This is a genomic window from Blastococcus sp. DSM 46786 (assembly GCF_900109665.1).
Taxonomy (GTDB): domain Bacteria; phylum Actinomycetota; class Actinomycetes; order Mycobacteriales; family Geodermatophilaceae; genus Blastococcus; species Blastococcus carthaginiensis.
Map to the genome: position 1 here is coordinate 159,204 of NZ_FOAO01000007.1, position 24,095 is coordinate 183,298.

At 74.5% G+C, this 24,095-nt stretch carries 22 protein-coding genes; 15 read left to right on the forward strand and 7 right to left on the reverse strand.

Annotated elements, in window-relative coordinates; all coding sequences use genetic code 11:
• Nucleotides 1-51: 51 nt before the first annotated feature.
• On the forward strand, nt 52-1,125 hold the full coding sequence (locus BMW62_RS08555; protein WP_091930424.1) for an acyl-CoA dehydrogenase family protein: 1,074 nt from the start codon (nt 52-54) through the stop codon (nt 1,123-1,125).
• Nucleotides 1,126-1,128: 3 nt separating this feature from the next.
• A complete protein-coding gene (locus tag BMW62_RS08560; protein WP_091930425.1) occupies nt 1,129-2,352 on the forward strand; it encodes a CaiB/BaiF CoA transferase family protein in 1,224 nt (407 codons plus the stop codon).
• Nucleotides 2,353-2,428: 76 nt separating this feature from the next.
• Here the strand turns inward: BMW62_RS08560 and BMW62_RS08565 are convergent, their stop codons facing one another.
• The 3 genes from BMW62_RS08565 to BMW62_RS08575 form a co-directional block, all read right to left on the reverse strand.
• The gene (locus BMW62_RS08565; RefSeq protein WP_091930426.1) at nt 2,429-3,652 is read right to left on the reverse strand and encodes an MFS transporter; all 1,224 of its coding nucleotides are present in this window, start codon (nt 3,650-3,652) and stop codon (nt 2,429-2,431) included.
• 67 nt (nt 3,653-3,719) lie between these two features.
• Nucleotides 3,720-4,475 carry an SDR family NAD(P)-dependent oxidoreductase gene (locus BMW62_RS08570; RefSeq protein WP_091930427.1) on the reverse strand — a complete coding sequence of 252 codons (756 nt, stop codon included), beginning with the start codon at nt 4,473-4,475 and terminating at the stop codon, nt 3,720-3,722.
• 47 nt (nt 4,476-4,522) lie between these two features.
• Nucleotides 4,523-5,248, reverse strand: coding sequence for a GntR family transcriptional regulator (locus BMW62_RS08575; RefSeq protein WP_091930428.1), 726 nt, complete (start codon nt 5,246-5,248; stop codon nt 4,523-4,525).
• 209 nt (nt 5,249-5,457) lie between these two features.
• Between BMW62_RS08575 and BMW62_RS08580 the strand changes: the two genes are divergently transcribed.
• The 8 genes from BMW62_RS08580 to BMW62_RS08610 all read left to right on the forward strand — a co-directional run bounded on the left by BMW62_RS08580 (nt 5,458) and on the right by BMW62_RS08610 (nt 15,357).
• The gene (locus BMW62_RS08580) at nt 5,458-6,474 is read left to right on the forward strand and encodes a TAXI family TRAP transporter solute-binding subunit (protein ID WP_091930429.1); all 1,017 of its coding nucleotides are present in this window, start codon (nt 5,458-5,460) and stop codon (nt 6,472-6,474) included.
• An 80-nt stretch (nt 6,475-6,554) separates the two neighbouring features.
• Entirely contained in the window at nt 6,555-7,085 is a 531-nt protein-coding gene (locus tag BMW62_RS08585) for a hypothetical protein (protein WP_244523913.1), read from the forward strand.
• The gene (locus BMW62_RS08590; protein WP_091930431.1) at nt 7,085-9,328 is read left to right on the forward strand and encodes a TRAP transporter permease; all 2,244 of its coding nucleotides are present in this window, start codon (nt 7,085-7,087) and stop codon (nt 9,326-9,328) included. Before BMW62_RS08585 ends, BMW62_RS08590 begins: the two co-directional genes overlap by 1 nt.
• A gap of 30 nt (nt 9,329-9,358) precedes the next feature.
• Nucleotides 9,359-10,198, forward strand: coding sequence for a DUF6282 family protein (locus BMW62_RS22555; RefSeq protein WP_170852285.1), 840 nt, complete (start codon nt 9,359-9,361; stop codon nt 10,196-10,198).
• Nucleotides 10,195-12,381 carry an Ldh family oxidoreductase gene (locus BMW62_RS08595; RefSeq protein WP_170852286.1) on the forward strand — a complete coding sequence of 729 codons (2,187 nt, stop codon included), beginning with the start codon at nt 10,195-10,197 and terminating at the stop codon, nt 12,379-12,381. The genes BMW62_RS22555 and BMW62_RS08595 overlap by 4 nt, the downstream gene beginning before the upstream one ends.
• Before the next feature lie 58 nt (nt 12,382-12,439).
• Nucleotides 12,440-13,723 carry an MFS transporter gene (locus BMW62_RS08600; RefSeq protein WP_091930433.1) on the forward strand — a complete coding sequence of 428 codons (1,284 nt, stop codon included), beginning with the start codon at nt 12,440-12,442 and terminating at the stop codon, nt 13,721-13,723.
• 60 nt (nt 13,724-13,783) lie between these two features.
• Nucleotides 13,784-14,467 (forward strand): RraA family protein, encoded by a 684-nt coding sequence (locus BMW62_RS08605; RefSeq protein WP_091930434.1) that lies wholly within the window; start codon nt 13,784-13,786, stop codon nt 14,465-14,467.
• Nucleotides 14,464-15,357, forward strand: coding sequence for a DUF1932 domain-containing protein (locus BMW62_RS08610; RefSeq protein WP_091930435.1), 894 nt, complete (start codon nt 14,464-14,466; stop codon nt 15,355-15,357). Before BMW62_RS08605 ends, BMW62_RS08610 begins: the two co-directional genes overlap by 4 nt.
• Before the next feature lie 6 nt (nt 15,358-15,363).
• Here the strand turns inward: BMW62_RS08610 and BMW62_RS08615 are convergent, their stop codons facing one another.
• On the reverse strand, nt 15,364-16,533 hold the full coding sequence (locus BMW62_RS08615) for an MFS transporter (RefSeq protein WP_244523914.1): 1,170 nt from the start codon (nt 16,531-16,533) through the stop codon (nt 15,364-15,366).
• Nucleotides 16,534-16,618: 85 nt separating this feature from the next.
• On the reverse strand, nt 16,619-17,842 hold the full coding sequence (gene lhgO / locus BMW62_RS08620) for an L-2-hydroxyglutarate oxidase (RefSeq protein ID WP_091930436.1): 1,224 nt from the start codon (nt 17,840-17,842) through the stop codon (nt 16,619-16,621).
• Nucleotides 17,843-17,973: 131 nt separating this feature from the next.
• On the opposite strand from lhgO, the gene BMW62_RS08625 reads away from it, so the two are divergent.
• From BMW62_RS08625 to BMW62_RS22560, 5 genes are all read left to right on the forward strand, one after another.
• Complete coding sequence (locus tag BMW62_RS08625; RefSeq protein WP_091930437.1) at nt 17,974-18,861, forward strand: dihydrodipicolinate synthase family protein; 888 nt, start codon at nt 17,974-17,976, stop codon at nt 18,859-18,861.
• A gap of 30 nt (nt 18,862-18,891) precedes the next feature.
• A complete protein-coding gene (locus BMW62_RS08630) occupies nt 18,892-19,746 on the forward strand; it encodes a fumarylacetoacetate hydrolase family protein (RefSeq protein WP_091930438.1) in 855 nt (284 codons plus the stop codon).
• A gap of 3 nt (nt 19,747-19,749) precedes the next feature.
• The gene (locus BMW62_RS08635; protein WP_091930439.1) at nt 19,750-20,538 is read left to right on the forward strand and encodes an SDR family oxidoreductase; all 789 of its coding nucleotides are present in this window, start codon (nt 19,750-19,752) and stop codon (nt 20,536-20,538) included.
• Nucleotides 20,538-21,311 carry a fumarylacetoacetate hydrolase family protein gene (locus BMW62_RS08640; protein ID WP_091930440.1) on the forward strand — a complete coding sequence of 258 codons (774 nt, stop codon included), beginning with the start codon at nt 20,538-20,540 and terminating at the stop codon, nt 21,309-21,311. The genes BMW62_RS08635 and BMW62_RS08640 overlap by 1 nt, the downstream gene beginning before the upstream one ends.
• A gap of 327 nt (nt 21,312-21,638) precedes the next feature.
• Nucleotides 21,639-21,782, forward strand: coding sequence for a hypothetical protein (locus BMW62_RS22560; RefSeq protein WP_170852287.1), 144 nt, complete (start codon nt 21,639-21,641; stop codon nt 21,780-21,782).
• Nucleotides 21,783-22,099: 317 nt separating this feature from the next.
• Here BMW62_RS22560 and BMW62_RS08645 read toward each other — a convergent pair whose 3' ends face one another.
• Together BMW62_RS08645 and BMW62_RS08650 are read right to left on the reverse strand one after the other, a co-directional pair.
• Nucleotides 22,100-23,107, reverse strand: a complete 1,008-nt coding sequence (locus tag BMW62_RS08645; protein ID WP_139206224.1) for a hypothetical protein — start codon at nt 23,105-23,107, stop codon at nt 22,100-22,102.
• Nucleotides 23,108-23,336: 229 nt separating this feature from the next.
• The gene (locus BMW62_RS08650) at nt 23,337-24,023 is read right to left on the reverse strand and encodes a TetR/AcrR family transcriptional regulator (RefSeq protein ID WP_244523915.1); all 687 of its coding nucleotides are present in this window, start codon (nt 24,021-24,023) and stop codon (nt 23,337-23,339) included.
• Nucleotides 24,024-24,095 lie beyond the last annotated feature (72 nt).

Here is a 24,095-nt window from a genome sequence, read left to right on the forward strand (position 1 = left end):
ACGAGCGAGGAGCGGAGCGAGCGCGGTGTCGAGCCAGGGGGTAGAGCGCTGATGGCATCGGACCAGGACCTGGTGGTCGGGACCGTCAAGGACATCCTGAGCGGCTTCGAGCCGTTCGTGCTCACCGCCGAGCGCCGCTGGGACGCCGGGCTGTGGTCGGCGCTGGGCGACGCCGGGCTGACCGGGGTGGGCCTGCCCGAGGAGGCCGGCGGCTCGGGGGGCGAGCTGGCCGACGCGGTGGCGATCGTGCGGACGCTCGCCGCCGGCGCCGCGGCGGTGCCGGTGGCCGAGCAGCTGCTGGTGGCGGGCCCGGCGCTGGTGGCCGCGGACCTCGAGCTGCCCTCGCCGGAGGAGCCGACGACGTTCGCCGTCGCCGACGCGGTGACCGTGCACCCGGTCGACAACGGTGACGGGCCGGGGCGGTTCACGCTCTCCGGGACGGTCGCCGACGTGGCGTGGGCGGGTGCGGCGCGGCACGTCGTCGTCCTGGCGCCGGCCCCGGCGGGGATGGAGGGGGCGGTGCTGGCGCTGGTCGACGCGTCGTCGCTGCCGGCGGGGGACGCGTTCAACCTCGCCGGTGAACCGCGCGGGTCGCTGGTGCTCGACCAGGTCGGCACCTCCGGCGCGCTGCTGACGGTGGGGCAGGCCGACGAGGTGCGGGCCCGCTACGCGCTGGCGCGGGCGGTCCAGATGGCCGCGGCGCTGGAGCAGGTGCTGGCGTGGACGGTGCAGTACGCGGGGGAGCGGCACCAGTTCGGCCGGCCGCTGGGCAAGTTCCAGGCGATCCAGATGGAGCTCGCGGAGATGGCCGGCGAGGTGACGGCGGTGACGGCGCTGACCGACGCCGCGGTGCAGTCGCTGGACCGTGCCGAGAACGTCGTGCCGGCCGCCGCGGCGGCGAAGGTGCGGGCCGGCGCCGCCGTCGAGGTGGTGGCACGGCTGGCGCACCAGGTGCACGGCGCGATCGGGTTCACCCAGGAGCACAAGCTGCACCACCTGACGCGGCGGCTGTGGTCGTGGCGGGACGAGGCCGGCAGCGAGCTGGTGTGGTCGCGGGTGCTGGCGTCGGGGTTGCTGGCCGGTGGGCCGGACGAGCTCTGGCCGGCGCTGACCCGCGCGGTCTGAGCGGTGCCGTCCGGGCGGGGACCGCTGGCCGACGTCACCGTCCTGGACCTGACCTCGACCTTCCTGGGCCCCTACTGCGCCGAGCTGATGGCGCAGATGGGCGCCCGGGTGGTCAAGGTGGAACCGCCCGAGGGCGACATCATCCGGTACGTGGCCGATGACCGGCACTCCGGCCTGGGCCCGGCGTTCCTCACCTTCAACCGGGGCAAGGAGTCCGTCGTCCTCGACCTCGCGACGGCGGCCGGCCGGGACGCCCTCGACCGGCTGATCGACACCGCTGACGTCTTCCTGCACAACATGCGCCCGGGGGCGATGCGCAAGCTGCGCATCGACCCGGGCGCGGTGCTGGCGCGCAACCCGCGGCTGGTCTACTGCCACGCCGTCGGCTACGGCTCGGCCGGGCCGTACCGCGACGAGCCCGCCTACGACGACGTCGTGCAGGGCGTCTCGGGGGTCGCGGCGGTGCAGGGCGGCACCGCCGAGCCGCAGTACGTGCGGACGCAGGTGGTGGACAAGACCGTCGGGGTCATGGCGCTGGCCGCGGTCCTCGCCGCCCTGCACGAGCGCGACGTCTCGGGCGAGGGCCAGGCCGTCGAGGTGCCGATGTTCGAGTCGATGGCGACCTTCCTGCTCATGGAGCAGCAGGGGCAGCGGGTCTACGCCGGCCGCACCGGCGGCACCGGGTACGCGCGCACCGCCTCGCCGTACCGCAAGCCCTACCGCACCGCCGACGGCACGATCTCGGTGCTGCTCTACACCGACGGCCAGTGGCGCACCTTCTTCCGCCTCGTCGACCGCCCGGACCTCGCCGACGACCCCGAGCTGCACAGCATCCGGGGGCGGACGAAGCGGATCGACGAGTTGTACGCCCTGGTCGAGGAGGCGCTGGCGCAGCGGACGACCGGCGAGTGGATCGAGCTGCTACGCGCGCACGCCGTCCCCGCGATGCCGGTGCACGCCATCGAGGACCTCTTCGCCGACGAGCACCTCGCGGCGGTGGGCCTGTTCGAGGACGTCGAGCACCCCACCGAGGGGCCGCTCGTGCACGCCCGTCTGCCGTGGACCTTCTCCCGCAGCGGCGCGCCGCACCTGCCCGGCGCCCCCGCGCTCGGGGAGCACTCCGGCCCGGTGCTGCGCGCGGTCGGGCTGGACGACGACGCGATCCGGGCGGCGAGCGGCCGTCCGCACCACCCCGCCGGCGAGCCGCACGCCGGCCCACCCGCCTGAGCCGCCGGGTCCCGCAGGAATCCGTGCAGGTGTGGTCATCCGAGCTTCAGTACCGCCTCCTTGCGCATCCCTGCGGTCACGCCCGTCCCCCCGACGCGGCGGCCGCGCGGTCGGACAGCACGAGCAGGACGGCGGCGGCCAGCGCGCAGCCGGCGATCGCGGTGAACCCGGCGCCGTAGCCCACGGCCGTGATCAGCGCCCCCACTGCGACGGGCGCCACCACGCGGCCGAGCTGGACGGCCAGCGCCTGCTGGCCCGACACCGCCGCGAACACCGGTTCGGGGACGAAGTGCCCGAGCAGGGCGGGGCGGGCGATGTTGAGGACGCCGAAGCCGACGCCGAACAGCAGCACGAACGCCACGGTGGCCGCCGGTTGGGGGAGCAGGAAGAGCGCCGCGACGCCGACGGCCTGGCCGAGCACCATCGCCGCCGTCACGTGCCCGATCCCCACCCGCGCGGCGAGGACCGTGAGGACGACCCGCCCGGTCACCGACAGCGCCCCCAGCCCACCGGCGGCCACCGCGGCCAGCCCGGCCGGTGCGCCGCCCTCGAGCAGGTAGGCGACGAGGAACACGGCCACGGCGGCGTTGGCCACCATCTGCAGCGCCGCGGCCAGGGTCAGCCAGCGCACCGCGGGCCGCCGGTAGGCACCGCCCGGGCCCCGGAACGGGGACAGGTCGACGTCGGGCGCGGCCGACGCGGCGGCGGAGGGCGGTGGGTCGCCGTCCGCACGACCGTCGGGCAGCAGACCCAGGTCGGTCGGGGACCGGCGCAGCACCAGCGCGTGCGGCAGCGCGCACGCCGCGACGACCGCGGCGAGGACGACCAGGGCCGGCCGCCAGCCCACGCCGTCGATGAGGAACTGGGAGGTGGGCAGGAAGATCGTCGAGGCGAACCCGGCGACCACCGTCAGGGTCAGCAGCGCGCGGGGGCGGTCGCGGTGGAACCAGGTGTTGATGACCGCGTAGGCCGGTTCGTAGAGCACCGCCGCGCTCGCCAGGCCGATGCCGGCGAACGCCAGGTACAGCTGCACGAGGTCCTGCGCCTGCGACCAGGCGAGCACCGAGGCACCGCCCAGCAGGCTGCCGGTGGTCATCACCCACCGCGCACCCCACCGGTCCAGCCACCGCCCGACCACGACGGCACCCAGCCCGCTCAGCGCCAGCGACAGCGTCAGGGCCCCGGAGAGCTGGGCGGTCGAGGCGTCCAGCTCCTCGCGCATCGGCACGAGGAAGACGGCGAAGGAGTAGTAGAGGACGCCGTAGGAGGCGGTTTCGGTGACGGCGAGCGCCCAGACCATGCGCCAGCCGGGGAAGTCCCGGCGGCGGGTGACCAGCGGGGTGCGCCCGCCCCGGCTCAGCGCGGGCTCACTTGCGACGGGCGATCTTGCCGGAGCCGGCCTGGTCCAGCGGGTAGACCAGGACGTCGGCGATCACCACGTGCGGCGGCTGGTTGGCGACCCAGGTGACCACGTTGGCGATGTCGGCGGCCACCAGCGGCGTGACGCCGTCGTACACCGCGGCGGCGGCCTCCTTGTCGCCGTGGAAGCGGACCTCGGAGAACTCGGTCTCGACCATGCCCGGGTCGACCTCGCTGATCTTGACGCCGCTGCCGAGCACGTCCATGCGCATGCCCCGGGTGATCCGCTCGACCGCGGCCTTGGTGGCGCAGTAGACGGTGCCGCCCGGGTAGACCTCGCGTCCGGCGTTCGACCCGATGTTGATCACGTGCCCCGAGCCGCGCTCGACCATGCCGGGCAGCACGGCGCCCGAGACGTTCAGCAGCCCGCGCACGTTGGTGTCGAGCATCTGGTCCCAGTCGTCCGGGTCGTCCTCGTGCAGCGGCGTCTTCCCCCGGGCCAGCCCGGCGTTGTTCACCAGGACGTCGATCGGCGACCAGCCGTCGGGCAGCGAGCCGATCACCTCGTCGACCTGCGCCCGGTCGCGCACGTCGAGGGCCACCGGCAGGACGGCGTCCCCGTGCTCGGCCCGGAGGTCCTCCAGCCGGTCGGTGCGCCGGGCCGCGGCGATCACCCGGGCCCCCTGGGCGAGGAAGGCGTCGACGCAGGCGCGGCCGATGCCGCTGGAGGCGCCGGTCACGAGGACGACGGGGGTGGTTGCCATGGGGGCCTTCTTCCGTGGGAGGGGACTGCCGTGGGAGGGCTCGACCGTCACCGACCGGGGCCGGTCGCCTGCGCCCCGGTGCCCGGCACCGGGACCAGGTCGGTCTCGTGCACGTCGCCGTCGGGGTGGATCTCCAGGTAGGAGTTCCGCGACAGCGCGACGTGCCGGTGCATCGCCTCGGCCGCGCGGGCGGCCTCGCCGGCGGCGATCAGCTCGGCCACCTGGCGGTGCTCGTGCCAGGCGCGCGGCGCGATGGAGGACACCAGCGGGGCGAAGAACCAGCGGCTGCGGAGGGAGAGCTGCTCGCCGAACTGGAGCAGGAGGTGGTTGCGGGCGTGCACGAGGACGGCCCGGTGGAAGCGCGCCGTGTGCGCGGCCATCTCCTGGGAGGGCACCCCGCGCCGCCAGTCGGCGTCGGCACGGTCGCAGATCTCCAGCAGCTCCGCGGCGTCCTCGGGGGTGCGGCGCACGGCGGCCAGGTGGGCCGCCTCGCGCTCGACCAGCTGGCGGGCCTCGAAGAACTCGTGCACCTGCTGCCGGGTGGGCTTGTTGACGAACGCGCCGTGCCGGGGACGCAGCGTGATCCAGCCGTCCCGGTGCAGGCGCTGCAGCGCCTCGCGCACCGGCCCGCGGCTGACCCCGAGCTGCGCGGCCAGCCGCTCCTCGACGAGGTGGTCGCCGGGCGCCAGGGACCGGCTGATCAGCAGCTCCTGGAGGCGCTCGTACACGTGCTCGCGCAGGGGCAGGGCGGCGATGGGCAGTGCGTCGGACATCGGCCGGCCTCCACGCGACGCTCGGAAAAGTCATCGTTCCGAGACACTGTAAACAGTAGACAGTCTCGAATGTGAGCTGCTTCACTCCTGTGATTCGATGAACGGCATGTTGCTGACGCCCCCTCCGGCTGCGGGTGGGCCGGCATGCGGGCGGGCCCGCATCCGGTGCCCCGGCCGCCGCCGGGCCGGCACCGACAGGAAGGCCCACGATGATCTCGACCCCCGGCTCCCACCCCGGCACGCGGTCGCGCCTCCTCCTCTCCCTGGGGGTCGCCACCACGCTCGCGCTCACGGCCTGCGGCGGCGACGCGGCCGACGACACGGCCAGCGGCGGCGACGGTGACACGCAGTCGTTCGACCAGCAGCTGACGTTCGCCACCGGCGGCACCGGCGGCGTCTACTTCCCCTACGGCGGTGGCATCGCCAACGTGCTGAGCTCCGAGATCCCGGGGCTCACGGTGACGGTCCAGGAGACCAACGCATCCGTCGACAACATGCAGCTGCTCGACACCGAGCAGGCGCAGCTGGCGCTGGCGCTCGGTGACGTCGTCTCCGACGCGGCCAACGGCGAGAACACCTTCAGCGAGGCGCTGGAGATCTGCTCGCTCGGCAACATCTACAACAACTTCGTCCACTTCTTCACGACGGCGGACACGGGCATCACCTCCATCGAGGACCTGCAGGGCAGGCGCGTCTCGCCCGGCGCCGTGGGCTCGGCCTCGGAGGTCACCGCGGACCGGATCATGGAGGCCGCCGGCCTGGACCCGCAGGCCGACATCGAGCGCGTCCAGCTGGGTGTCGCCGAGACCGTCGCCGCGATCCAGGACGGCACCGTCGACGCCGGCGCCTGGTCCGGCGGCCTGCCGACGGGCGCCATCGTCGACCTGGCGAGCACCGGCGACCTGGTGCTCATCCCGACCGGCGAGTACGCCGAGCCGCTGTCCGAGGAGTACGGCGACTTCTACTTCGCCGAGGACATCCCGGCCGGTACCTACGAGGGCCAGGAGGAGGCGGTGTCCAACGTCGTGTCGCCGAACATCCTCGTGGTCCGCAGCGACATGGACGAGGCCCTGCAGGAGGCCATCACCCGCACGATCTTCGAGAACCAGGAGCAGCTGCTCACCGTGCACCCGGCGGCCGAGGAGCTGAACGCGGAGACCGCCGACGAGGTCGAGTTCATCGAGACCTGCCCCGGCGCGCAGACCTACTTCGACTCGGTCGGCTGACCGGCAGCCCGACCCGTGCGCTGCCGGGTGCCGGAGCGAGCTCCGGCCCCGGCGGCCCCGGGCCCTCCCGACGCCCGCTCGTGGCACGCCACCTCGTCCTCGCCGTCGTCGCGGTGCTCGTGACCGTGACGGCGGCCGGGGTCGCGGTCGCGGTCGCGACCGCGGAGGGCGGGACCGTCGCGGTGGGCGACGGGGCGCGGGCGGTCACCGTGCGCGCGCCGGACGGCACGGAGATCGCCCGCATCCCGCTGGACGGCGAGACGTTCGCCGTCGGCTACCGCAACAGCATCTACCGGACCCTCGCCGAAGAGCGGTACCGCGTGCTCGCCGACGGCAGGTTCGAGCTCGTCGAGCTCGCCGCGGAGCAGGTCGCGGTGCTCGAGGAGTACTACGCCGTGCCCGACCCGCCCCGCCCGGCCCCGCCCGGGGACCGGATGGCGTACGTGGTCCCACCGGACCCGGCCCGGCCGGCGGTGTTCACCCAGCTCAACATCGCCGCCACCGACCTGGGCGAGCGGACGCTCCACGTGCCCGGCGCCGAGCCGGTCCCGATCTGGCAGCTCGTCGTCACCGACGACCCGACCGTGATTCTCGACATCGAGGAGAACTGATGAATCTCCGACGCCTCACGCACCGGCGGGCCGGGCCGGAGACCACCGGCGGCGCCACCCGGGTCGCCGACGACCGGGCGGGCGACGTCCCCGGCGCACCACCGGCCAGCCCGGGCGCGCGGGACGGGGTCGAGGACGCCTCCACCGTGGACAAGAGCCTCGACCGCGAGCGGGAGGTGGACCCCGACGAGATCGACGAGGAGGCGCTGCTCGCCGAGTACGAGGCGGAGAAGCCGGCCCGGCACCTCACCGGGATCCCTGGCCACGTCGTCGCGGTCGTGGGCGTCGGGCTGGCCCTCTTCGCCCTCTACTGGGTGTTCAACCCCATGCCGCGGCAGGTGTACCTGCCGCTGTTCCTCAGCGTGGGGCTCTTCCTCACCTTCCTGACCTACCGCGGCTGGGGCCGGTCGGAGAAGGACAAGCTGCAGGGCAAGGCCGACCACCCGAACGTCCTCGACTGGGCCCTCGCCCTGGCCTCGCTGGTGCCGGGCCTCTACATGGTCTCCGACTGGCAGGGCTTCTTCCGCCGGGCGATCGTCCCGACGGACACCGACCTCATCATCGGCACCCTGCTCGTCCTGCTGGTGCTGGAAGCGGCCCGGCGCACGGTGGGGCTGCTCGTCCCGCTCGTGGTGCTCGGGTTCCTGGCCATGGCGTACTTCGGTTCCGCGATGCCGAGCCCGTTCACCACCGCGGACTTCCAGTGGACGCGGCTCATCGGGCACAACGTCATGGGCACCCAGGGGATCTTCGGCGTACCGCTCGACGTCGCCGCGACCTACATCATCCTGTTCACCATCTACGGCGCCGTGCTGGCGGCCTCCGGCGCGACGAAGTTCTTCATCGACCTGTCGTTCGCCGCCTTCGGCCAGTCGAAGGCCGGTCCCGGTCGCACCGTGACGCTGTCGGGCTTCCTGCTGGGCACGGTGTCGGGCTCGGGCGTGGCGACGACGGTGACCCTCGGTGGCTTCGGCTGGCCGCTGCTGCGCAAGGCCGGCTACGCGCCGGAGGCCGGTGGCGGTGTGCTCGCAGCGGCCGGCATCGGCGCGATCATGTCGCCGCCCACCCTCGGCGCCGCGGCGTTCATCATCGCCGAGCTGCTCAACGTCTCCTACCTCGAGGTGCTGATCTGGGCGACGATCCCCACGATCCTGTACTACCTCGGCATCGTCCTCGCGATCGAGTTCGACGCCCGCCGGCACGGCACGCACCAGGTCGAGGTGGAGGAGAAGTCGGCGTGGCGGCTGCTCCTCCGCTTCGGGTACCACTTCAGCTCGCTGGCCGCGATCGTCTTCTTCCTGGCCCTGGGCTACACGCCCTTCCGCGCCGTCGTGTATGCCACCGCGCTGGCCTTCCTGCTCAGCTGGCTGGACCGCGAGCACTGGATGACGCCGAAGCGGGTCTGGCACGCGCTCGGCCAGGGTGCGGTCGGGGCGCTCTCGGTCATCCCGGTGATGGCGGTCGCCGGGATCATCGTCGGCGTCATGACCCTCACCGGTCTGGCCCTGCGGCTGGCCGGCATCATCGTCGACTTCGCCGGCGGCAGCCTCGCGCTCACCGCGTTGTTCTCGGCGGTCGTGGTGATCCTGCTCGGGCTGGCGGTGCCGGTCACGGCGAGCTTCATCATCTCGTTCGTGATCATCTCGCCGGCGCTCCAGCAGGTGGGCGTCGAGCCGTTCGCGGCGGCGATGTTCATCTTCTACTACGCCGTGCTGAGCGAGGTGTCCCCGCCGACGGCGCTCTCGCCCTTCGCGGCCGCGGCGATCACCGGCGGCAAACCGGTGCCCACGATGTGGCTCACCTGGAAGTACACCCTGCCGGCGTTCCTCGTGCCGTTCATCTTCGTGCTCTCGGAGAACGGCATCGGGCTGCTGTTCGAGGGTGGTGCCGGGACGGTCGCCATCGCCTTCGTCGCCGCGGTGCTCGCGGTCGGCGCGCTCGCGGTGGTCACCGGCAAGTGGCTCATCGGGCCGGCCGCCTGGCCCGAGCGGCTGCTCTTCCTGGGTGCGGCCGTGGCGCTGCTGGTCATGGAGCCGCTGTGGATCGCCATCGGTCTGGGGTTCGGCGCGCTCGGCACCGTGGTGCACCTGGTCATGCGCAGGAGAGCGGGGGACGACGTCGCCGGTGCGGTGAAGGGGATGGTCCCCGGGCGCGGTGGGGGAGCGGGCGACGACGCCGCGGCCCCGACCGGGTCGACGGCGGACGCCACCAGCCCGGGCACCGACCGTCCCGGGGAGCGCTGACGTGGGCGGTCCCGCCCCGCGGGGGGCGTCGTGATCTCCGGGGTCGCCGACCTGCACGTCCACGGCGCGCCGAGCCTCGTGGAGCGGCACGGCTTCGACCACGAGGTCGTCGGCGCGCACGGGTCGGTCGGCGTCGACCTCGTGGTCCTCAAGGCGCACGAGGGCTCGACCGTCGAGCGGGCGGTCTTCGCCGCCCAGCGCGGCGAGGCGGCCGGCGTCGAGGTGTACGGCGGGATCGTGCTCAACTCGCCGGTCGGGGGCGCCAACCCGGACGCGGTCGAGGTGGCGGCGCGGCTCGGGGGCCGGGTGGTGTGGATGCCGACGGTGTCGGCGCCGGCGCACATCGACTCGCCGTCCAGCCCGGCCAGGTCGGTGCACCGCGGCATGGTGTTCCGCCGGGTGGACGTCGTGGACGACGCGGGTGCGCTGCTGCCCGCGTGGCAGGACGTGCTCGACGTCGTCGCCGCCTACGACCTCGTGCTGGCCTCGGGCCACCTCACCTGCGCGCAGACCCTGGCGCTGTTCCGGGCGGCGAAGGCGGCGGGGGTGACCCGGATGCTGTTCAACCACCCGCGGATGCCGTTCCTGGAGTGGGACGACGACGCGGCGCCGGAGCTCGCCCGGCTCGGCGTGGTGCTGGAGCTCGGCATCCTGCCCGACATCCTGACCACCGACGGCCCGCCCTCGACGACGCTCGGCGAGGTGTACCCCCACGACATGCTGGCCTTCGGCGGCGACCTCGGGCACGCGCACCACCCGACCATGGAGCAGGCGCTGCCGGGCTGGCTGGCGGACCTCGAGCGGTCGGTGGGGGAGGCGGACGCCGAGCTGATCCTGACCACGGTCGGGCGACGGCTGGTGCGGCGGTGATCCGGGTCGCGCTGCTGCCGGGGGACGGCGTCGGCGCGGAGGTGCTGGAGGGGCCGACCCGGCTGCTGCGGCAGCTGGCCGAGCAGGGCCTGGTGGAGGTCACCGGGCCGTGGCCGGTCGGGGCGCGGGCCGCCGCCGTCACCGGCGAGGTGCTCCCCGAGGAGACGCTCGCCGCCTGCGACGACGCGGACGCGATCCTGCTCGGCGCCGTGGGGGAGGACCCCGGCGTCCCGCCCGAGGTCTGCCCGCGGCCCGAGGTCGCCCTGCACCGGCTGCGGGCCCGCTACGACCTGCGCCTCTCGGTGCGCGACATCCCGCTCGGCGAGGACGGCGACCTCACCGTCGTGCGCAACCTCATCGGCGGCTCCTACGGCACCGGGCCGGCCGACCGCACCTACTCGGCGGGCGGCGGCGAGGCCGCGGACGTGCTGCGGCTGACCCCGGAGCGCGTCGCCGAGGTGGTCGAGCTCGGCATCGACCGGCTGCTGCAGCAGGGTGGCGGCACGGCGGCCGGCCGCCTGGTGTCGGTGGACAAGGCGAACCTCTACGCCACCGGCCGGCTGTGGCGGCAGGTCGCCACCGACGTCGCCGGCCGCCGCGGCGTCCCCGTCGAGCACCGCTACGTCGACCGCGCCGCCTTCGAGCTGGGGTCGGGCGCCGAGGTGCCCGCGGTGATCGTCACCGAGGGGCTGCTCGGCGACATCCTCAGCGATCTCGCCGCCGGGCGGGCCGGCTCGCCGGCGCTCTGCGGGTCGGCCTCGATCCACCCGGGCCCGCCGGCGCAGGGACGCTGCCAGGGGTTGTTCGAGCCGGCGCACGGCTCGGCGCCGCGGCGGGCGGGTCTGCGCCAGGTCGACCCGCTCGGTGGCTTCCTCGCCCTGGTCGCGCTGCTGCAGCACTTCGACGCGACCCGGGCGCTGGGCGACCGGCTGCGCGCGGCGACGCACACCGTGCTGCGGCAGGGCCCCTGGACCTACGACCTCGCCCCGGCCGGCGTCGCGCCGGCCTCCACCTTCGAGGTCGCCGACGCCGTGCTCGCCGCGTTCGGCTCGACGGCCCCCGGCGACGCGCGCGGGCCGGTGGAGGTGCGGCCCGAGCCGGACGTGCGGGTGCCGGCCGAGGTCCTGGCGTCCTGGACGACCGACGTGCTGGAGTCCGTCGGCGTGCGCCCGGCGCATGCCCGGGACGTGGCGCACGTGCTGGGCTACGCCGACCTCTCGGGCATCGACTCGCACGGGATCGCCCGGCTGCCGGCGTACGTGACCATGATCGGCAACGGGGCCATCGCCGCGGACGGCGACCCGGTGGTGCACTCCGACGGCGGGGCGGTCGCCCTCGTCGACGGGCAGGGGCTGCTCGGCCACCCGGTCACGACCGTGGCGCTGGAGGAGGCGGTCGAGCGGGCGCGGCGGTATGGCGTCGGCTGGGTCAACGTGCGCCGCAGCAGCCACCACGGCGCGAGCGGCTCCTACGTGCACGACGTCGCGACGCAGGGCCTGGTCGGGCTGGTGGCCACGAACACCGGTCCCATCGTCGCCCCGACGGGGACCGGCCGGCCGTACTTCGGCACCAACCCGCTGGCGCTGGGCGTGCCGGTGGCCGGCGAGGAGCCGATGGTGTTCGACATGGCCACCTCCGCGGTGGCCGGCGGCAAGTTCGAGATCGCGCTCCGGCAGGGGCTGCCCGTGCCCCTCGGCTGGGGTCTGACCGCCGAGGGCGAGCCGACGACCGACCCCGCGGCGGTCTTCCCGGGCAAGGGTGCGCTGCTGCCGCTGGGCAGCGACCGCGAGCGCTCGAGCCACAAGGGGTACGGACTGGGCCTGCTGGTCGAGGTGCTCACCGGGGTGCTCGCCGGCGGCCCGCTCGGCCCGGAGGTCGGCAACCTGACGTTCCGGTCCGAGCCCCGGCCACCGGGCACCAGCCACCTCGTCGTCGTCCTCGACCCGGCGCGGCTGGGGGACGCCGCGCACATGCGCGGCGAGATGCACCGGATGCTGGCCGAGCTGCGGGGGCTCCTGCCCGTCGACGAGGAGCTGCCGGTGCGCACCCCCGGCCAGCGCGCCGCCGCCGAGCGCGCGCGCCGGCGGGCCGACGGTGTGCCGCTGGACCGGGAGACGCACGCGGCGCTGGTCTCCCTCGGCGACCGGCTCGGCCGGCCGCTGGGGGCCGCCGCCCGTGGCTGAGGGGACCGACGCCCGTGGCTGAGGGGACTGCCGCTCGTGGCTGAGGGGATCGCCGCCCGTGGCTGAGGGGACCGACGCCGCCCCCGCCGGGCCGCCGGCGCCCGCGGCCGGCCCGGTCGCCTCCGGCCGCGCCGTGGTGCAGGGCGTCTCGGTCTCGGTGCTCGGCGTGCTGCCGGCCTTCCTCGTCGGCGCGCTCGCGGTGCAGATCCGGGCGGACCTGGGGGTGGGCCTCGGCGTCTTCGGTCTCGCCGCCGCCACGCTCTTCGCCGTCTCCGGGTCCCTCGCCCGGCCGGGTGGCCGGCTGGTGCAGCGGCTGGGCTCCCGGCGGGGCACCGCGCTGGCGGCGCTGCTGTCCATCGCCTCGCTGAGCGTGATCGCGCTCGCCCAGTCGGCGGCCTGGCTGATGGTCGGGCTGGCGGTCGGCGGCCTCGGCAACGCCGTCGCCCAGCCCTCGGCCAACCTCGGCATCTCCGAGCTGGTCACCGAGGCGCGGCTGGGGCTGGCCTTCGGCATCAAGCAGTCCTCGATCCCCGCGGCGACGCTGCTCGGGGGGCTGGCCGTGCCGGGCATCGCGCTGGTGCTGGGCTGGCGGTGGGCGGTGCTCGCCGCGATCGGCCTGGCGCTGGGGCTGCTGCTGTGGGCCGTCCTCACCGGCCGGGACGCCCGGTCCCGGGCCCCCGCGGCCGTGGACCGGGGGCCGGACAAGGGGATCCCGCGCCGGGGGCTGGTCGTGCTCACCGTCGGCGGGTTCCTCGGGGCGGCGGCGGCGACCTCCACCGGGGTGTTCCTGGTCGACTCCGCCGTCGCCGCCGGTCTGCGCCCGGGCGCCGCGGGTCTGCTGTTCGCGGCCTGCTCCGTGGTCGGCCTCGGTGCCCGGGTGTGGTTCGGGTGGCTCGCCGACCGGTACCCCGACCGCAGCCGCTACCTGTTCATCGCCAACCTCCTGGCCGGTGGGGCGGTCGCCTACCTGCTGCTGGCCACCGGTGCCGCACCGCTGTTCGTGGCGGGGTCATTCGGGGCCTACCTGCTCGGCTGGGCCTGGACGGGGCTGTTCCACTTCGCGGTGATCCGCGACAACCGGACGGCGGCGGCCTCGGTGACCGGCTTCGTGCAGACCGGCCTGTCCCTCGGTGCGGCCGGCGGGCCGCTGCTGTTCGGCGTGGTGGCGCAGGCCTTCTCCTACCGCGCGGCGTGGTCCACCGCGGCGGTGCTGAGCCTGGCGGCGGCGCTGACGGTGCGTTCGGCCCGCCGCACCGTCCGCCGCTCCCGCGGCCTGCCGGTGACGTCGCTGCGGCACCCGTGGCGGCCGGGAGCCGTGCCCGACCTGCACTCCCCGACCTGATCGGCGCGCCCGGCCCGGACCCCGTCCGGCGCCGCGGCGCACCACGAGAGGAGCACCCCGATGAGCACCTGCCGGCTGCACCCGCCGGGCCCCCGGCCCGACCCCGCGCTGCTCGCCCGGGCCCGCGCGCTGCCGACCAGCATCCTGTCCGACAGCCTGGAGCGCGCCCAGGGTGCGACGGGCCTGCACTGGGTGCCGGGCGCCGCCTGGCCGCGGGTCGCCGGGCCGGCGTTCACCGTGCGCACCCGGCCCGGGGACAACCTGGTGGTCCACCGCGCCCTGGACCTCGCCGGGCCGGGCGACGTGCTCGTCGTCGACGGCGGCGGCGCTCTGGACCGGGCCGTGCTGGGCGAGATCATGGCGCGCTACGCCGCCGCCCGGGGCCTGGCCGCGCTGGTCGTGGACGGCGCCGTCCGCGACCGCGAGGGCCTGGGCGAGGGGCCGGTGCCGGTCTTCGCCCGGGGCATCAACCACCTCGGGCCCTACAAGGACGGCCCGGGGGAGCTGCGCGGCCCGGTGCAGGCCGGTGGCGCGGTGGTGCACGACGGCGACCTGGTCGTGGGCGACGGCGACGGTGTCGTGGTGGTGCCGCACGCGCGGGCCGCGGAGGTGGTGGCGGCCGGGGAGGAGCGGCTGGCCGCCGAGGAGGAGATGTTCCGGCAGATCGCCGCCGGCACCCTGGACCGCTCCTGGGTCACCGCGGCGCTGACCGAGACGCCCGCCGGCGAGGAGGGTGCGCGGTGAGCGCCCGCTGGGGGCTGATCGGGTTCGGCGAGGCCGGCCGGGTCATCGGCGGGGCCGTCGCCGCCGCGGGCGCGGACCTGCTGGTGCACGACCGCGTCCTGCTGGACCCCGCCCGCGGTCCGGCGGCGCGCGCGGCGATCGAGGCCACGGGTGCCGGAGCGGCCGAGGACCTCGCGGCCCTGGCCGACCGGGACGTCGTGCTCTCCCTGGTCACGCCGGGAACCGCGGTCGCGGTGGCGGTGGAGTGCGCCGTCCGCGCCCGGGACGACGTCCTCTACGTCGACCTCAACTCCACCGCGCCGGGTGACAAGCGCGCCGTGGCCGACGCCCTCGGCGGCGACCGGGTGGTCGACGGCGTGATGACTGGCGGGGGCATCCGGCTCGACGGCGCGGCCATCCCGATCTCGCTCGCCGGTCCCGAGGCGGCCCGCGCGGCCGAGCTGCTGCGCGGGGTGGGGCTGCAGGCCGCCGTCGTCGGCAGCGAGGTCGGGGCCGCCGCGGCGCTGAAGATGCTGCGCAGCGTCGTCGTCAAGGGCATGGAGGGGCTCTGGGTGGAGGCGCTGCTGGCCGCCCGGGAGCTGGGCGTCGTCGAGCCGCTGATCGCCATGGTCGAGGAGACGCTGGACCGCTACCCGACCCGCGACTTCGCCACGATGCTGGTGACCACGCACGTCGGCCACGCCGGGCGGCGGCAGGTCGAGGTGCGCATGGCCCGCGACACCGTCGCCGGGACCGGGGTGCCGCCGCTGCTGTCCGGCGGGCTGGTGGCGCGCCACGAGCTGACCGCACGGGGCCTGGCCGCGGCCGGGCACGAACCCGGGTCGGTGCCGGCGTCGCTGGCCGAGGCCCTCGACGTCCTGGCGCGGCTGCCCGCCGACCCGCCGGGCTGATCCCGGTCAGCCGGAGCGGGCCTGCCGGCGCAGCCGCTGGGCCGCCACGAGCTCCGGCCGGTCGTGCATCAGCATCCGCCGGCCCTGCACGACCACCGCGCCCGCCACCGCCGACAGGGCGGCGGTGGCGTACCAGGCGACCGCGTAGGAGCTCGAGGCGACGACGACGCCGAACGCCAGCGGCCCGAGCGCCGCCCCGGCGCCCATCCCGCCCTGGGTGATGGAGGTGGCCCGGGCGGCCATGCCCGGGTGCATGCGGGCCACCGAGTAGGTGGAGAGCCCCGCCCAGGCCCAGCCGGTGCAGTAGCCGATCACCGCGCCCGCGGCCACCAGGACCTCGACGCCGGTGCCCAGCAGGGCGTAGGCGAGGCCGCCGATCGACATCTGCGCGGCGACGACGAGCAGCCACCGGGTGCGCACCCGGTCGGCCAGCCAGCCGAACGCCACCCGCGCGGCCGCACCCACGCCGCTGGCCACCGCGGCGAGCACCCCGGCGGTCGCGGGCGCGATGCCCGAGTCGACGGCGGTGGCGACGAAGAACGACCCGAGCGCGTTGCCGGTGGCCGCGCCCAGCATGAGCCCGATGGCGAGCACGACCAGCGCCGCCCGGTGGAACGGGCCCGCCGCCTCCGAGGTCTGGGCGGCGTCGCGGGCCGGCAGCCGGGCGCCCCCGGGGACGCCGAGCAGGACGAGCAGGGCGAGCACGCTGCCGATCACGAAGGCGGTGCGCCAGCCCAGCGGGATGGCGACGAGCGGGACGGCGACACCGGCGAGCATGGTCGACAGCGGGATCGCCGCCTGCTTGGTGCCGTAGGCGAGGCCGTGGCGGTCGGGGGTCACCGCCCGGGCGATCAGGTCGTTGCTCGCCGGCTGGCCGATGCCGTTGCCCCAGCCCGCGACCAGCAGCGCGCCGACCAGGATGGCGGTGTGCTGCGCGGCCAGGGCGACGGCGAGCATCGACAGGCCGCCCACGAGGGCGGAGAGCCGGACCACCGGCGAGGTGCCGAAGCGGCGCACCACGACGCCGGCGGTGAGGGCGGAGACCGCCGAGACGAGGAAGAAGCAGGCGACCAGGACGCCCAGGAGCGAGGGCCCGAAGTCGAGTTCCTCCCGGATCTGCACCCACAGCACGCCGACCATGTAGATCGGCAGCACCCCGACCGTCGTGACGGTCACCGCGGCGACCGCGGCCGCGCGCGAGCTCGCCGGGCCGCGGTCCCTCCGCCGTGCGCGCACGGCGGTCAGGCCCACCGCGCCGCGCTCACGCGTCGGGGCGGCGGTCGAGCAGGTCGTCGACGATGTGCTCGGCGATGGCCAGGGACGACGTGGCGGCCGGCGAGGGCGCGTTGCGCACGGCGACGACCGCGCCGGTGCGGGTGATGCGGAAGTCGTCGACGAGGCTGCCGTCGGTCTCGAGGGCCTGGGCGCGGATCCCCGCGTCGGCCGGCACCAGGTCGGCGACGGCCAGGTCGGGCACGTAGCGCTGGGCGGCCCGGGTGAAGGCCCGCTTGCTCAGCGAGCCGTACATCTCCGCGACGCCGGTGCGCCAGTGCTGCCGGGCGAACCGGCGGAACCCGGCGTAGCGGGCGGTCTCGGCCAGCTCCCGGAGGTCGACGTCGCGACGGCGGTAGCCCTCGCGCGCCAGCGCCAGGACGGCGTTGGGGCCGACCAGCACCTCGCCGTCGAACCGCGGGGTCAGGTGCACCCCGAGGAACGGGTACCGCGGGTCGGGCACCGGGTACACGAGGCCGTTGACCAGCTCCCGCTTGCCGGGGACCAGCGCGAAGTACTCCCCGCGGAAGGGGACGATGCGCGGGGCCCCCACGTCGCCGGCCAGCTGCGCGAGCCGGTCGACCTGCAGCCCGGCGCAGAGGACGACCTGGTCGACGACGACCTCCTCGCCGCTGCCCCCGCGGACGACGACCTCCTCGCCGGGCCCACCCGTGGTGTGCCGCAGGTCGGTGACGGGGAAGCCGGTGCGGATGGTGGCCCCGCGGGCCTCGGCGTCGGCGGCGAGCTGCCGCGTGATGCCCGCGTAGTCGACGATCGCCGTGCTGGGGGAGTGCAGGGCGCCGACGCCGGTGACGTGGGGCTCGAGCTCGGCCAGCTCGCCCCGGCCGATGATGCGGATGCCGGGGACCCCGTTGGCGCGGGCCCGCTCGGCGATGGCCCCGAGCCGGTGCTCCTCGGCGTCGTCGAGGGCGACGAGCACCTTGCCGATCTCGTCGTAGCCCAGGTCGTGCTCGGCGCAGAACTCCTTGAGCAGTGCCACGCCGCGGCGGCAGAGGACCGCCTTGAGGGAGCCGGGCTCGTAGTAGAGGCCCGCGTGCACGACCCCGCTGTTGCGCCCGGTCTGGTGGGCCGCGAGGCGGTCCTCCTTCTCCAGGAGGGTCACCTGCGCGTCGGGCCGCAGCTGGAGCAGCCGCCGCGCCACCGCCGTCCCGATGATGCCGCCGCCGACGACGGCGACGCGAGCCGAAGACATGGATCCTCCGATCTGGGCCCCCGTGGGACCCGCCCTGAGCATCGCCCGAGGAACCGTTACGGTGACCTTGTGATGTCGATCACCGAGTGTTGCAGCCCGTCGCAGGACACGTTCGCACAGGGTGCTCGGCGGTGACCTCGCTGCGGGGGGTCCTGCCCATCACCCTCACCCCGTTCACCGACGACGGCGCGGTCGACGAGGGGAGCATCGACACCCTGGTCGAGGACTACCTCGGCGCCGGGGCCCACGGCCTGACGATCCTCGGCATCATGGGCGAGGCCGCAAAGCTCCTCGACGAGGAGCGGGAGCGGGTGCTCCGGCGCTACGTCGGGGCGACCGCCGGGCGGGTGCCGGTCGTGGCCGGGGTGTCGGCCCGCGCGACGCACATGGCACTGGACTACGCACGGCGGGCCGAGGACGCCGGCGCCGCGGCGGTCATGCTCGCGCCGCCGGAGAACACGAAGAACCTCGACCTGGTCTTCGAGCACTTCCGCCGGGTGGCCGAGGCGGTCTCGGTGCCGGTGGTCGTGCAGGACGAGCCGGTGAACACCGGGGTCACCATGCCGGCGCCCTTCCTCGTGCGGCTGCTCGAGGAGATCGAGGGGTGCCGGTACCTCAAGCTCGAGGAGACGCCGACGCTGCCGAAGATCACCGCGGTGCGGAAGGCGGTCACCTCGCCGGTGGGCATCTTCGGCGGCCTCGGCGGCGTGTACCTCTACGAGGAGCTGCTCCGCGGGGCCGACGGGATCATGACCGGGTTCGGCTTCCCGCAGGTGCTGGTGGGCACCTACGAGAAGTTCGTGGCCGGCGACCGCGCGGAGGCCCAGCAGTACTTCTTCCGGCACCTGCCGCTCATCCGCTACGAGGCCCAGCTGGGCGTCGGCGGGGTGACCATCCGCAAGCAGGTGTTCGCCCGGCGCGGGGCGATCAGCTCGCCGCACGCCCGCTTCCCGGCCCCGCCGGTCGACGACGTCACCCTCGCCGAGCTCGACGACCTGATCGCGGCCGTCGGTCTCTGACCGGCGGCCCCCGAGAGACGGGATCCTCCTGTGCGACTGACCTCCCTGCGGATCGACGGCGCCGAGCCGGCGGCGCTGGTCCGGCCCTCCGGCGCCGTGCTGCTGACCGCCGTGAACGAGGCCCTGGGCACCACCTGGCCGGGCACGGTGCAGGAACTGCTGGAGCAGGGGCAGGTCGAGGCGTTGCGGGAGTGGGTGGGCGGCGCCCCGGCCGGCGTGCTCGACGAGCTGGCCATCCCGCAGGACCAGCTCACCTACGCGCCGCTCTACCGGCGGCCCCGCAAGATCTGGGGGATCGGGCTGAACTACGTCGAGCACGCGGCGGACCTGTCGGAGAAGGCGCCGTCGACCGAGCCGGCGAGCTTCCTCAAGCCCGACACCGCGATCATCGGCCCGGGGGATGCGATCCGGATCCCGCCGCAGTCGCAGCGGACCACGGCCGAGGGCGAGCTCGGCGTCGTCATCGGCCGGGCGTGCAAGGACGTCGACGAGACCGACGCCCCCGGCGTCGTCGCCGGGTTCACCACGATCGTGGACATGACCGCCGAGGACATCCTCGAGAAGAACCCGCGGTACCTGACCCGGTCGAAGAGCTTCGACACGTTCTTCAGCTTCGGCCCGGAGCTGGTCACCGTCGACGAGGTGCCCGACGTCGACGCACTCGAGGTCGCGACGATCCACAACGGCGAGGTGCACCGGCGCAACGTCGTCTCCAACATGACGTTCCGGCCGTGGTGGCTGGTGGCCTTCCATTCGCGGGTCATGACCCTGCTGCCCGGCGACATCATCTCGACCGGCACCCCCGGTGCCGTGCACATCCGGCCCGGCGACACCGCCGGTTGCTCGATCGCCGGCTTCCGTGACCTCTCGAACCCCGTGGAGTGACCGATGGACCTGCAGCTGACCGGTAGGACCGCGCTCGTGACCGCGGCCAGCAAGGGGCTGGGGCGGGCGACCGCCACCCAGCTGGCCGCCGAGGGCGCGAAGGTGATGATCTCCAGCCGCGGCGCGGAGCAGCTCGCGAAGACGGCGGCCGAGATCGCCGAGGCCACCGGGGCGCAGGTCGAGCACTGCCCGGCCGACGTCGCCGACCCCGCCGACGTCGAGCGGCTGCTGGAGGAGACGCGGAGCCGCCTCGGGGGCGTGGACGTGCTCGTCGCCAACGCCGGCGGCCCCCCGCCCGGCGGGTTCGACGCGGTCGACGACGCGAAGTGGTACCAGGCGCACGACCTGAACCTCATGAGCACGGTGCGGCTCATCCGCGGCGTGCTGCCGCACATGCGCGAGCAGAGCTGGGGCCGCATCGCCGTCGTCACGTCGTCGTCGGTCAAGCAGCCGATCGAGAACCTGCTGCTGTCCAACACGTACCGGGTCGCCGTCGTCGGCCTGGCCAAGTCGCTGGCCACGGAGTTCGCCCGCGAGGGCGTGCTGGTCAACACCGTCGGCCCCGGCCGCATCGCGACCGACCGCGTGGCCTCCCTGGACGCCAACCGCGCCAAGCAGACCGGCCTCTCGGTCGAGGAGGTGCGGGCGCAGTCGGAGAAGACGATCCCGCTGGGGCGCTACGGGGAGGCCGACGAGTTCGGCCGGGTGGCGGCGTTCCTCGTCTCCGGCGCGAACACGTACCTGACCGGGCAGAACCTGCTCGTCGACGGCGGCCTGGTCAAGGCCATCTGATGCGCATCGCCCGCTACCAGGCCACCAGCGGCGGCGCCCCCGCCTACGCCGTCGTCGAGGGCGACGGCGACGATGCCGTGCTCCACGCCCTCGAGGGGCTGCCCTACGACGGCCTCCAGCGCACCGGTGAGCAGCTGCCGCTGGCCGAGACGCAGCTGCTGGCGCCGGTCGAGCCGAGCAAGGTCGTCGCGTTCGGGCGGAACTACGCCGAGCACGCCAAGGAGCTCGGCAACGAGGTCCCCGAGATCCCGATCGTCTTCCTCAAGCCGTCCACCTCGGTCGTCGGCCCCGACGCCGAGGTCGAGTACCCGGCGCTCACCTCCGACCTGCACTACGAGGGCGAGCTCGCGGTCGTCATCGGCCGGCGCTGCAAGGCGGTCGCGGCCGGGGACGTCGCCGGAGTGGTGTTCGGCTACACCGTGGCCAACGACCTCACGATGCGCGACGTCCAGAAGCGCGAGGGGCAGTGGACCCGCGGCAAGGGTTTTGACGGGGCCTGCCCGCTGGGGCCGTGGGTGGAGACCGACGTCGACCCCTCCGCACTCGCGCTGCGGTCCACCGTCAACGGGGAGCTCCGGCAGGACGGCACGACCGCGGACATGCTGCGCGACGTCGCCGAGTGCGTCTCCTGGGTGAGCCAGGCGATGACGCTGCTGCCCGGCGACGTCGTGCTGACCGGCACGCCGGCCGGGGTCGGGTCGCTGCAGCGCGGGGACGACATCGCGGTGACCATCGAGGGCATCGGCACGCTGGCCACCCGCATCGCCGGCTGAAGCAGGCGCTCACTGTCCCTGCCCGCTGGTGCGTCCTCGCGCGCGGGTTGAGCCGGGTTCGAAGCTGCCCACGCGCGGGTTGAGCCGGGCCAGCGGACGTTGAGCCGTGTCTGCACGCGGCTTGACGTTCCCTGGCGCGGTTCAACCCTCGGGCCCGATCGGGGGATCCGGGGCTCGACGTGGCTCCCGACCTCCACGCGATCCGTGGCCCGCACGATGACGTGGCTAGGCTGCCGCCGGTGTCCAGGACGTGGCTCGGTCGTTCCCCGCGAGGGCTGGATCTCGGCTTCTGGATCGTGCTGGTCGGGCTTCTTCCTCGTCGCACTGGTGCTGGCAGTCCTCGACGGGGACGACGGCTGGCGGATCGCCATGGCCGCCCTGTGGTTGATCATCTCGAGCGTGTGGCTCGTCCGCACGCTCCGCGCCCGGCGGAACCGTCCTCAGGAGGAGTGCGAGCGCCCCTCGTCGTGAGAGCCGCCCGCGGTCGCGCAGCGATCCCGCCGGCGCTTCCGTCGAGCTGCGACCCGGGGAAGCAGCGGGTCCTACGCCTCGGGTTCTCCCCGGTGGTCCCCGGTCGGGTTGTGGTGGTGGCGGCGAACGCGCAGCGACCGGACGAAGAGCCCCACCAGGATGAGTGCGGCGTGACCCGCGGACTCGCTCATAGCGGCCCACTACGGGACATCGCGGATTGCGGAGAGTGACTGTCCGGCTGAGCGCTCAACCAAGAGCGCGGCCATGCCGAGGTGGAGGTTCCGCTGGTGGGCGTCTGCGTCCCGATGCACTGAGACCTATGTCCAAGCGAGGACGGTGAGTTCGCGCTCGCCTGACCAGTAGCAGGCACGGGACCTTCCGCTCCAAGGCGCCGGCCACGCGCGGGTGCGGTGTTGCGCCAGCAGCTGAAGCGAGAGGGGTTCGACCAGGGTCAGGCCCTGGGCGGTCGTGAGGACGACCCGGCCCGCGTTGTCGGCAGTGAGCCGCACAGCACCACGAATGTCCGGGTCATCAAGTGCTTGCCAGAGCCAGCTCGCCTTGTCCGAGCTGACCTCGGTCAAGTCGTCGTTGAGCAACGCCAGGCGCAGCCCCACGAATGGGGACCGCAACTTGTGCAGCAGCTTTCCGGGGGCGACGTCGCGCAGCAGCGCGTGACCGAGGCTCTCATCGAAGCTGGCATCGACCGTGCCGAGCACGGCCACGGTGCCGTGCGGGGTCCGGCAAGCCGCCAGCCCACGGGGCGCTTCCTCACTGCTGACCGTGTGCCATGTCCGCGTGTCGAGCGTGAAGACGGCTCCACTGCCCAGCGCCCATAGGCGGGCATGCCCCGTGGCAGCGGGCAGGAGGAAGAACGGCGGTTCTGCGGGCAGCCTTCGCAGGACCTGGCCGGTCACGGTGTTGACGAGCTTGGACGTCTGTCGGAACCAGCGGCCGACGGCCACCACCTCCGAGCCGAGGTCCAGCATCGTCTGTTCATGCGCGTCCTTGCCGGTGCCGAGGCCAGCGCCTCGGCTCGGACCGACGACTGGCTCCGGCACGACGCGGACGGGCGTCAGGCCGCGGTAGGTGAGTAGCAGGCCACTGCCGTCTGCCCGGAGGTGTCCGTCAGCGATGGGTGTGAGCTGACGCCCCACGGCCGCGGTGCCGCTGTCTACGTCGACGACCACCCACGGCCCGGCTGCCGCGTTCGACTCGAGCGCCGCGAGCACCAGGGGCCCGTCGTCCTGGCAGACCAGCCGGCTCCAGGGGTCGATCGGTGCAGGGGCGGTGTCGACAGCCAGTTGGGACTTCCAGAACGCCGTCATCACCATCCGATCGCCATGCCACCCGGTGGGGTAGGGATGCCGTTCTCGAGTGAGCAGCCCGCGACAGGTTACCGACGAGCGGAGGGATGGCCGTGCACTTCATCGGTGGCCGCCGGTCCTTACAGCCGCCTTCAAGGCCCAGGAGTACGGCCGCCGGTGTCACGGCACGGCGAACTCGTACCCACCAACTCATCGTGCTGCCGAATCCGCCGCCGGCTGATCCGGGCGCTCACCGGTGGGCGGGGAGCCCCAGGGACTGCGCCCACAACCGGGTCAGCGTCTCCACCAGGCGCTCCTGCTCGAAGTCGCCGCCGAGCACCAGCCAGTAGTGCACCAGGCCGTTCACCATCGCGACGAGCGCGTGCGCGCTGTACTCCGCGTCCAGGTCGGCGGCGACGACGCCGTCGGCCTGGTACCGCTCGATGCTGTGCCGGACCCGGCCGACCATCCGCTCGCGGGCCGCCTGCCGCACCGCGCGCACCTCGGGGTCGAAGGTGGTGACCTGCTCGAACAGCGCCATGAGGGCGGTGTTCTCCCGGTACATCGCGACGAACCGGCGGTTGGCCCGCTCGATGGCGGTGACGGGATCCGCCGGGCGGTCGCGGGCGCCGCGATCGGTCTCCGCGCCGCTGCCGAGGGAGGCGTAGAGGTCGTCCATGGTGGCCGCGACCAGGGCCCGGAACACGTCGGTCTTGGACCGGAAGTAGGTGTAGAAGCTGCCGTGCGCGACACCGGCCGCGGCGGAGATGTCGGTGACGCGCGCGTCGAGGAAGCCGTCCCGCTCGAAGACCTGCCGGGCGGCGGCGAGCAGCCGGACGCGCATGGCGCGGCCGCGCTCGGTGACCGGTGCCGCCGGAGCGGCGGCGGGGCCGGCCGGGGCCGCGCTCGGCCCGTCGGCGGAACCGGGGAGCTGCACCAGGGGCCTCCTTCCCGGAACGCTCGGGCGTGGTTGACACTGACGTCGGTGTCAACTTAGCTGGTCCTGCCC

Excerpts from the sequence above, each read along its gene's own strand:
- BMW62_RS08570 (WP_091930427.1), bottom strand. The coding sequence starts at position 4,475 with ATGGCAACCACCCCCGTCGTCCTCGTGACCGGCGCCTCCAGCGGCATC.
- BMW62_RS08605 (WP_091930434.1), top strand. The coding sequence starts at position 13,784 with ATGAGCACCTGCCGGCTGCACCCGCCGGGCCCCCGGCCCGACCCCGCG.
- BMW62_RS08640 (WP_091930440.1), top strand. The coding sequence starts at position 20,538 with ATGCGCATCGCCCGCTACCAGGCCACCAGCGGCGGCGCCCCCGCCTAC.
- BMW62_RS08635 (WP_091930439.1), top strand. The coding sequence starts at position 19,750 with ATGGACCTGCAGCTGACCGGTAGGACCGCGCTCGTGACCGCGGCCAGC.
- BMW62_RS08645 (WP_139206224.1), bottom strand. The coding sequence starts at position 23,107 with ATGACGGCGTTCTGGAAGTCCCAACTGGCTGTCGACACCGCCCCTGCA.
- lhgO (WP_091930436.1), bottom strand. The coding sequence starts at position 17,842 with ATGTCTTCGGCTCGCGTCGCCGTCGTCGGCGGCGGCATCATCGGGACG.
- BMW62_RS08555 (WP_091930424.1), top strand. The coding sequence starts at position 52 with ATGGCATCGGACCAGGACCTGGTGGTCGGGACCGTCAAGGACATCCTG.
- BMW62_RS08575 (WP_091930428.1), bottom strand. The coding sequence starts at position 5,248 with ATGTCCGACGCACTGCCCATCGCCGCCCTGCCCCTGCGCGAGCACGTG.
- BMW62_RS08580 (WP_091930429.1), top strand. The coding sequence starts at position 5,458 with ATGATCTCGACCCCCGGCTCCCACCCCGGCACGCGGTCGCGCCTCCTC.
- BMW62_RS08590 (WP_091930431.1), top strand. The coding sequence starts at position 7,085 with ATGAATCTCCGACGCCTCACGCACCGGCGGGCCGGGCCGGAGACCACC.
- BMW62_RS08565 (WP_091930426.1), bottom strand. The coding sequence starts at position 3,652 with ATGGTCTGGGCGCTCGCCGTCACCGAAACCGCCTCCTACGGCGTCCTC.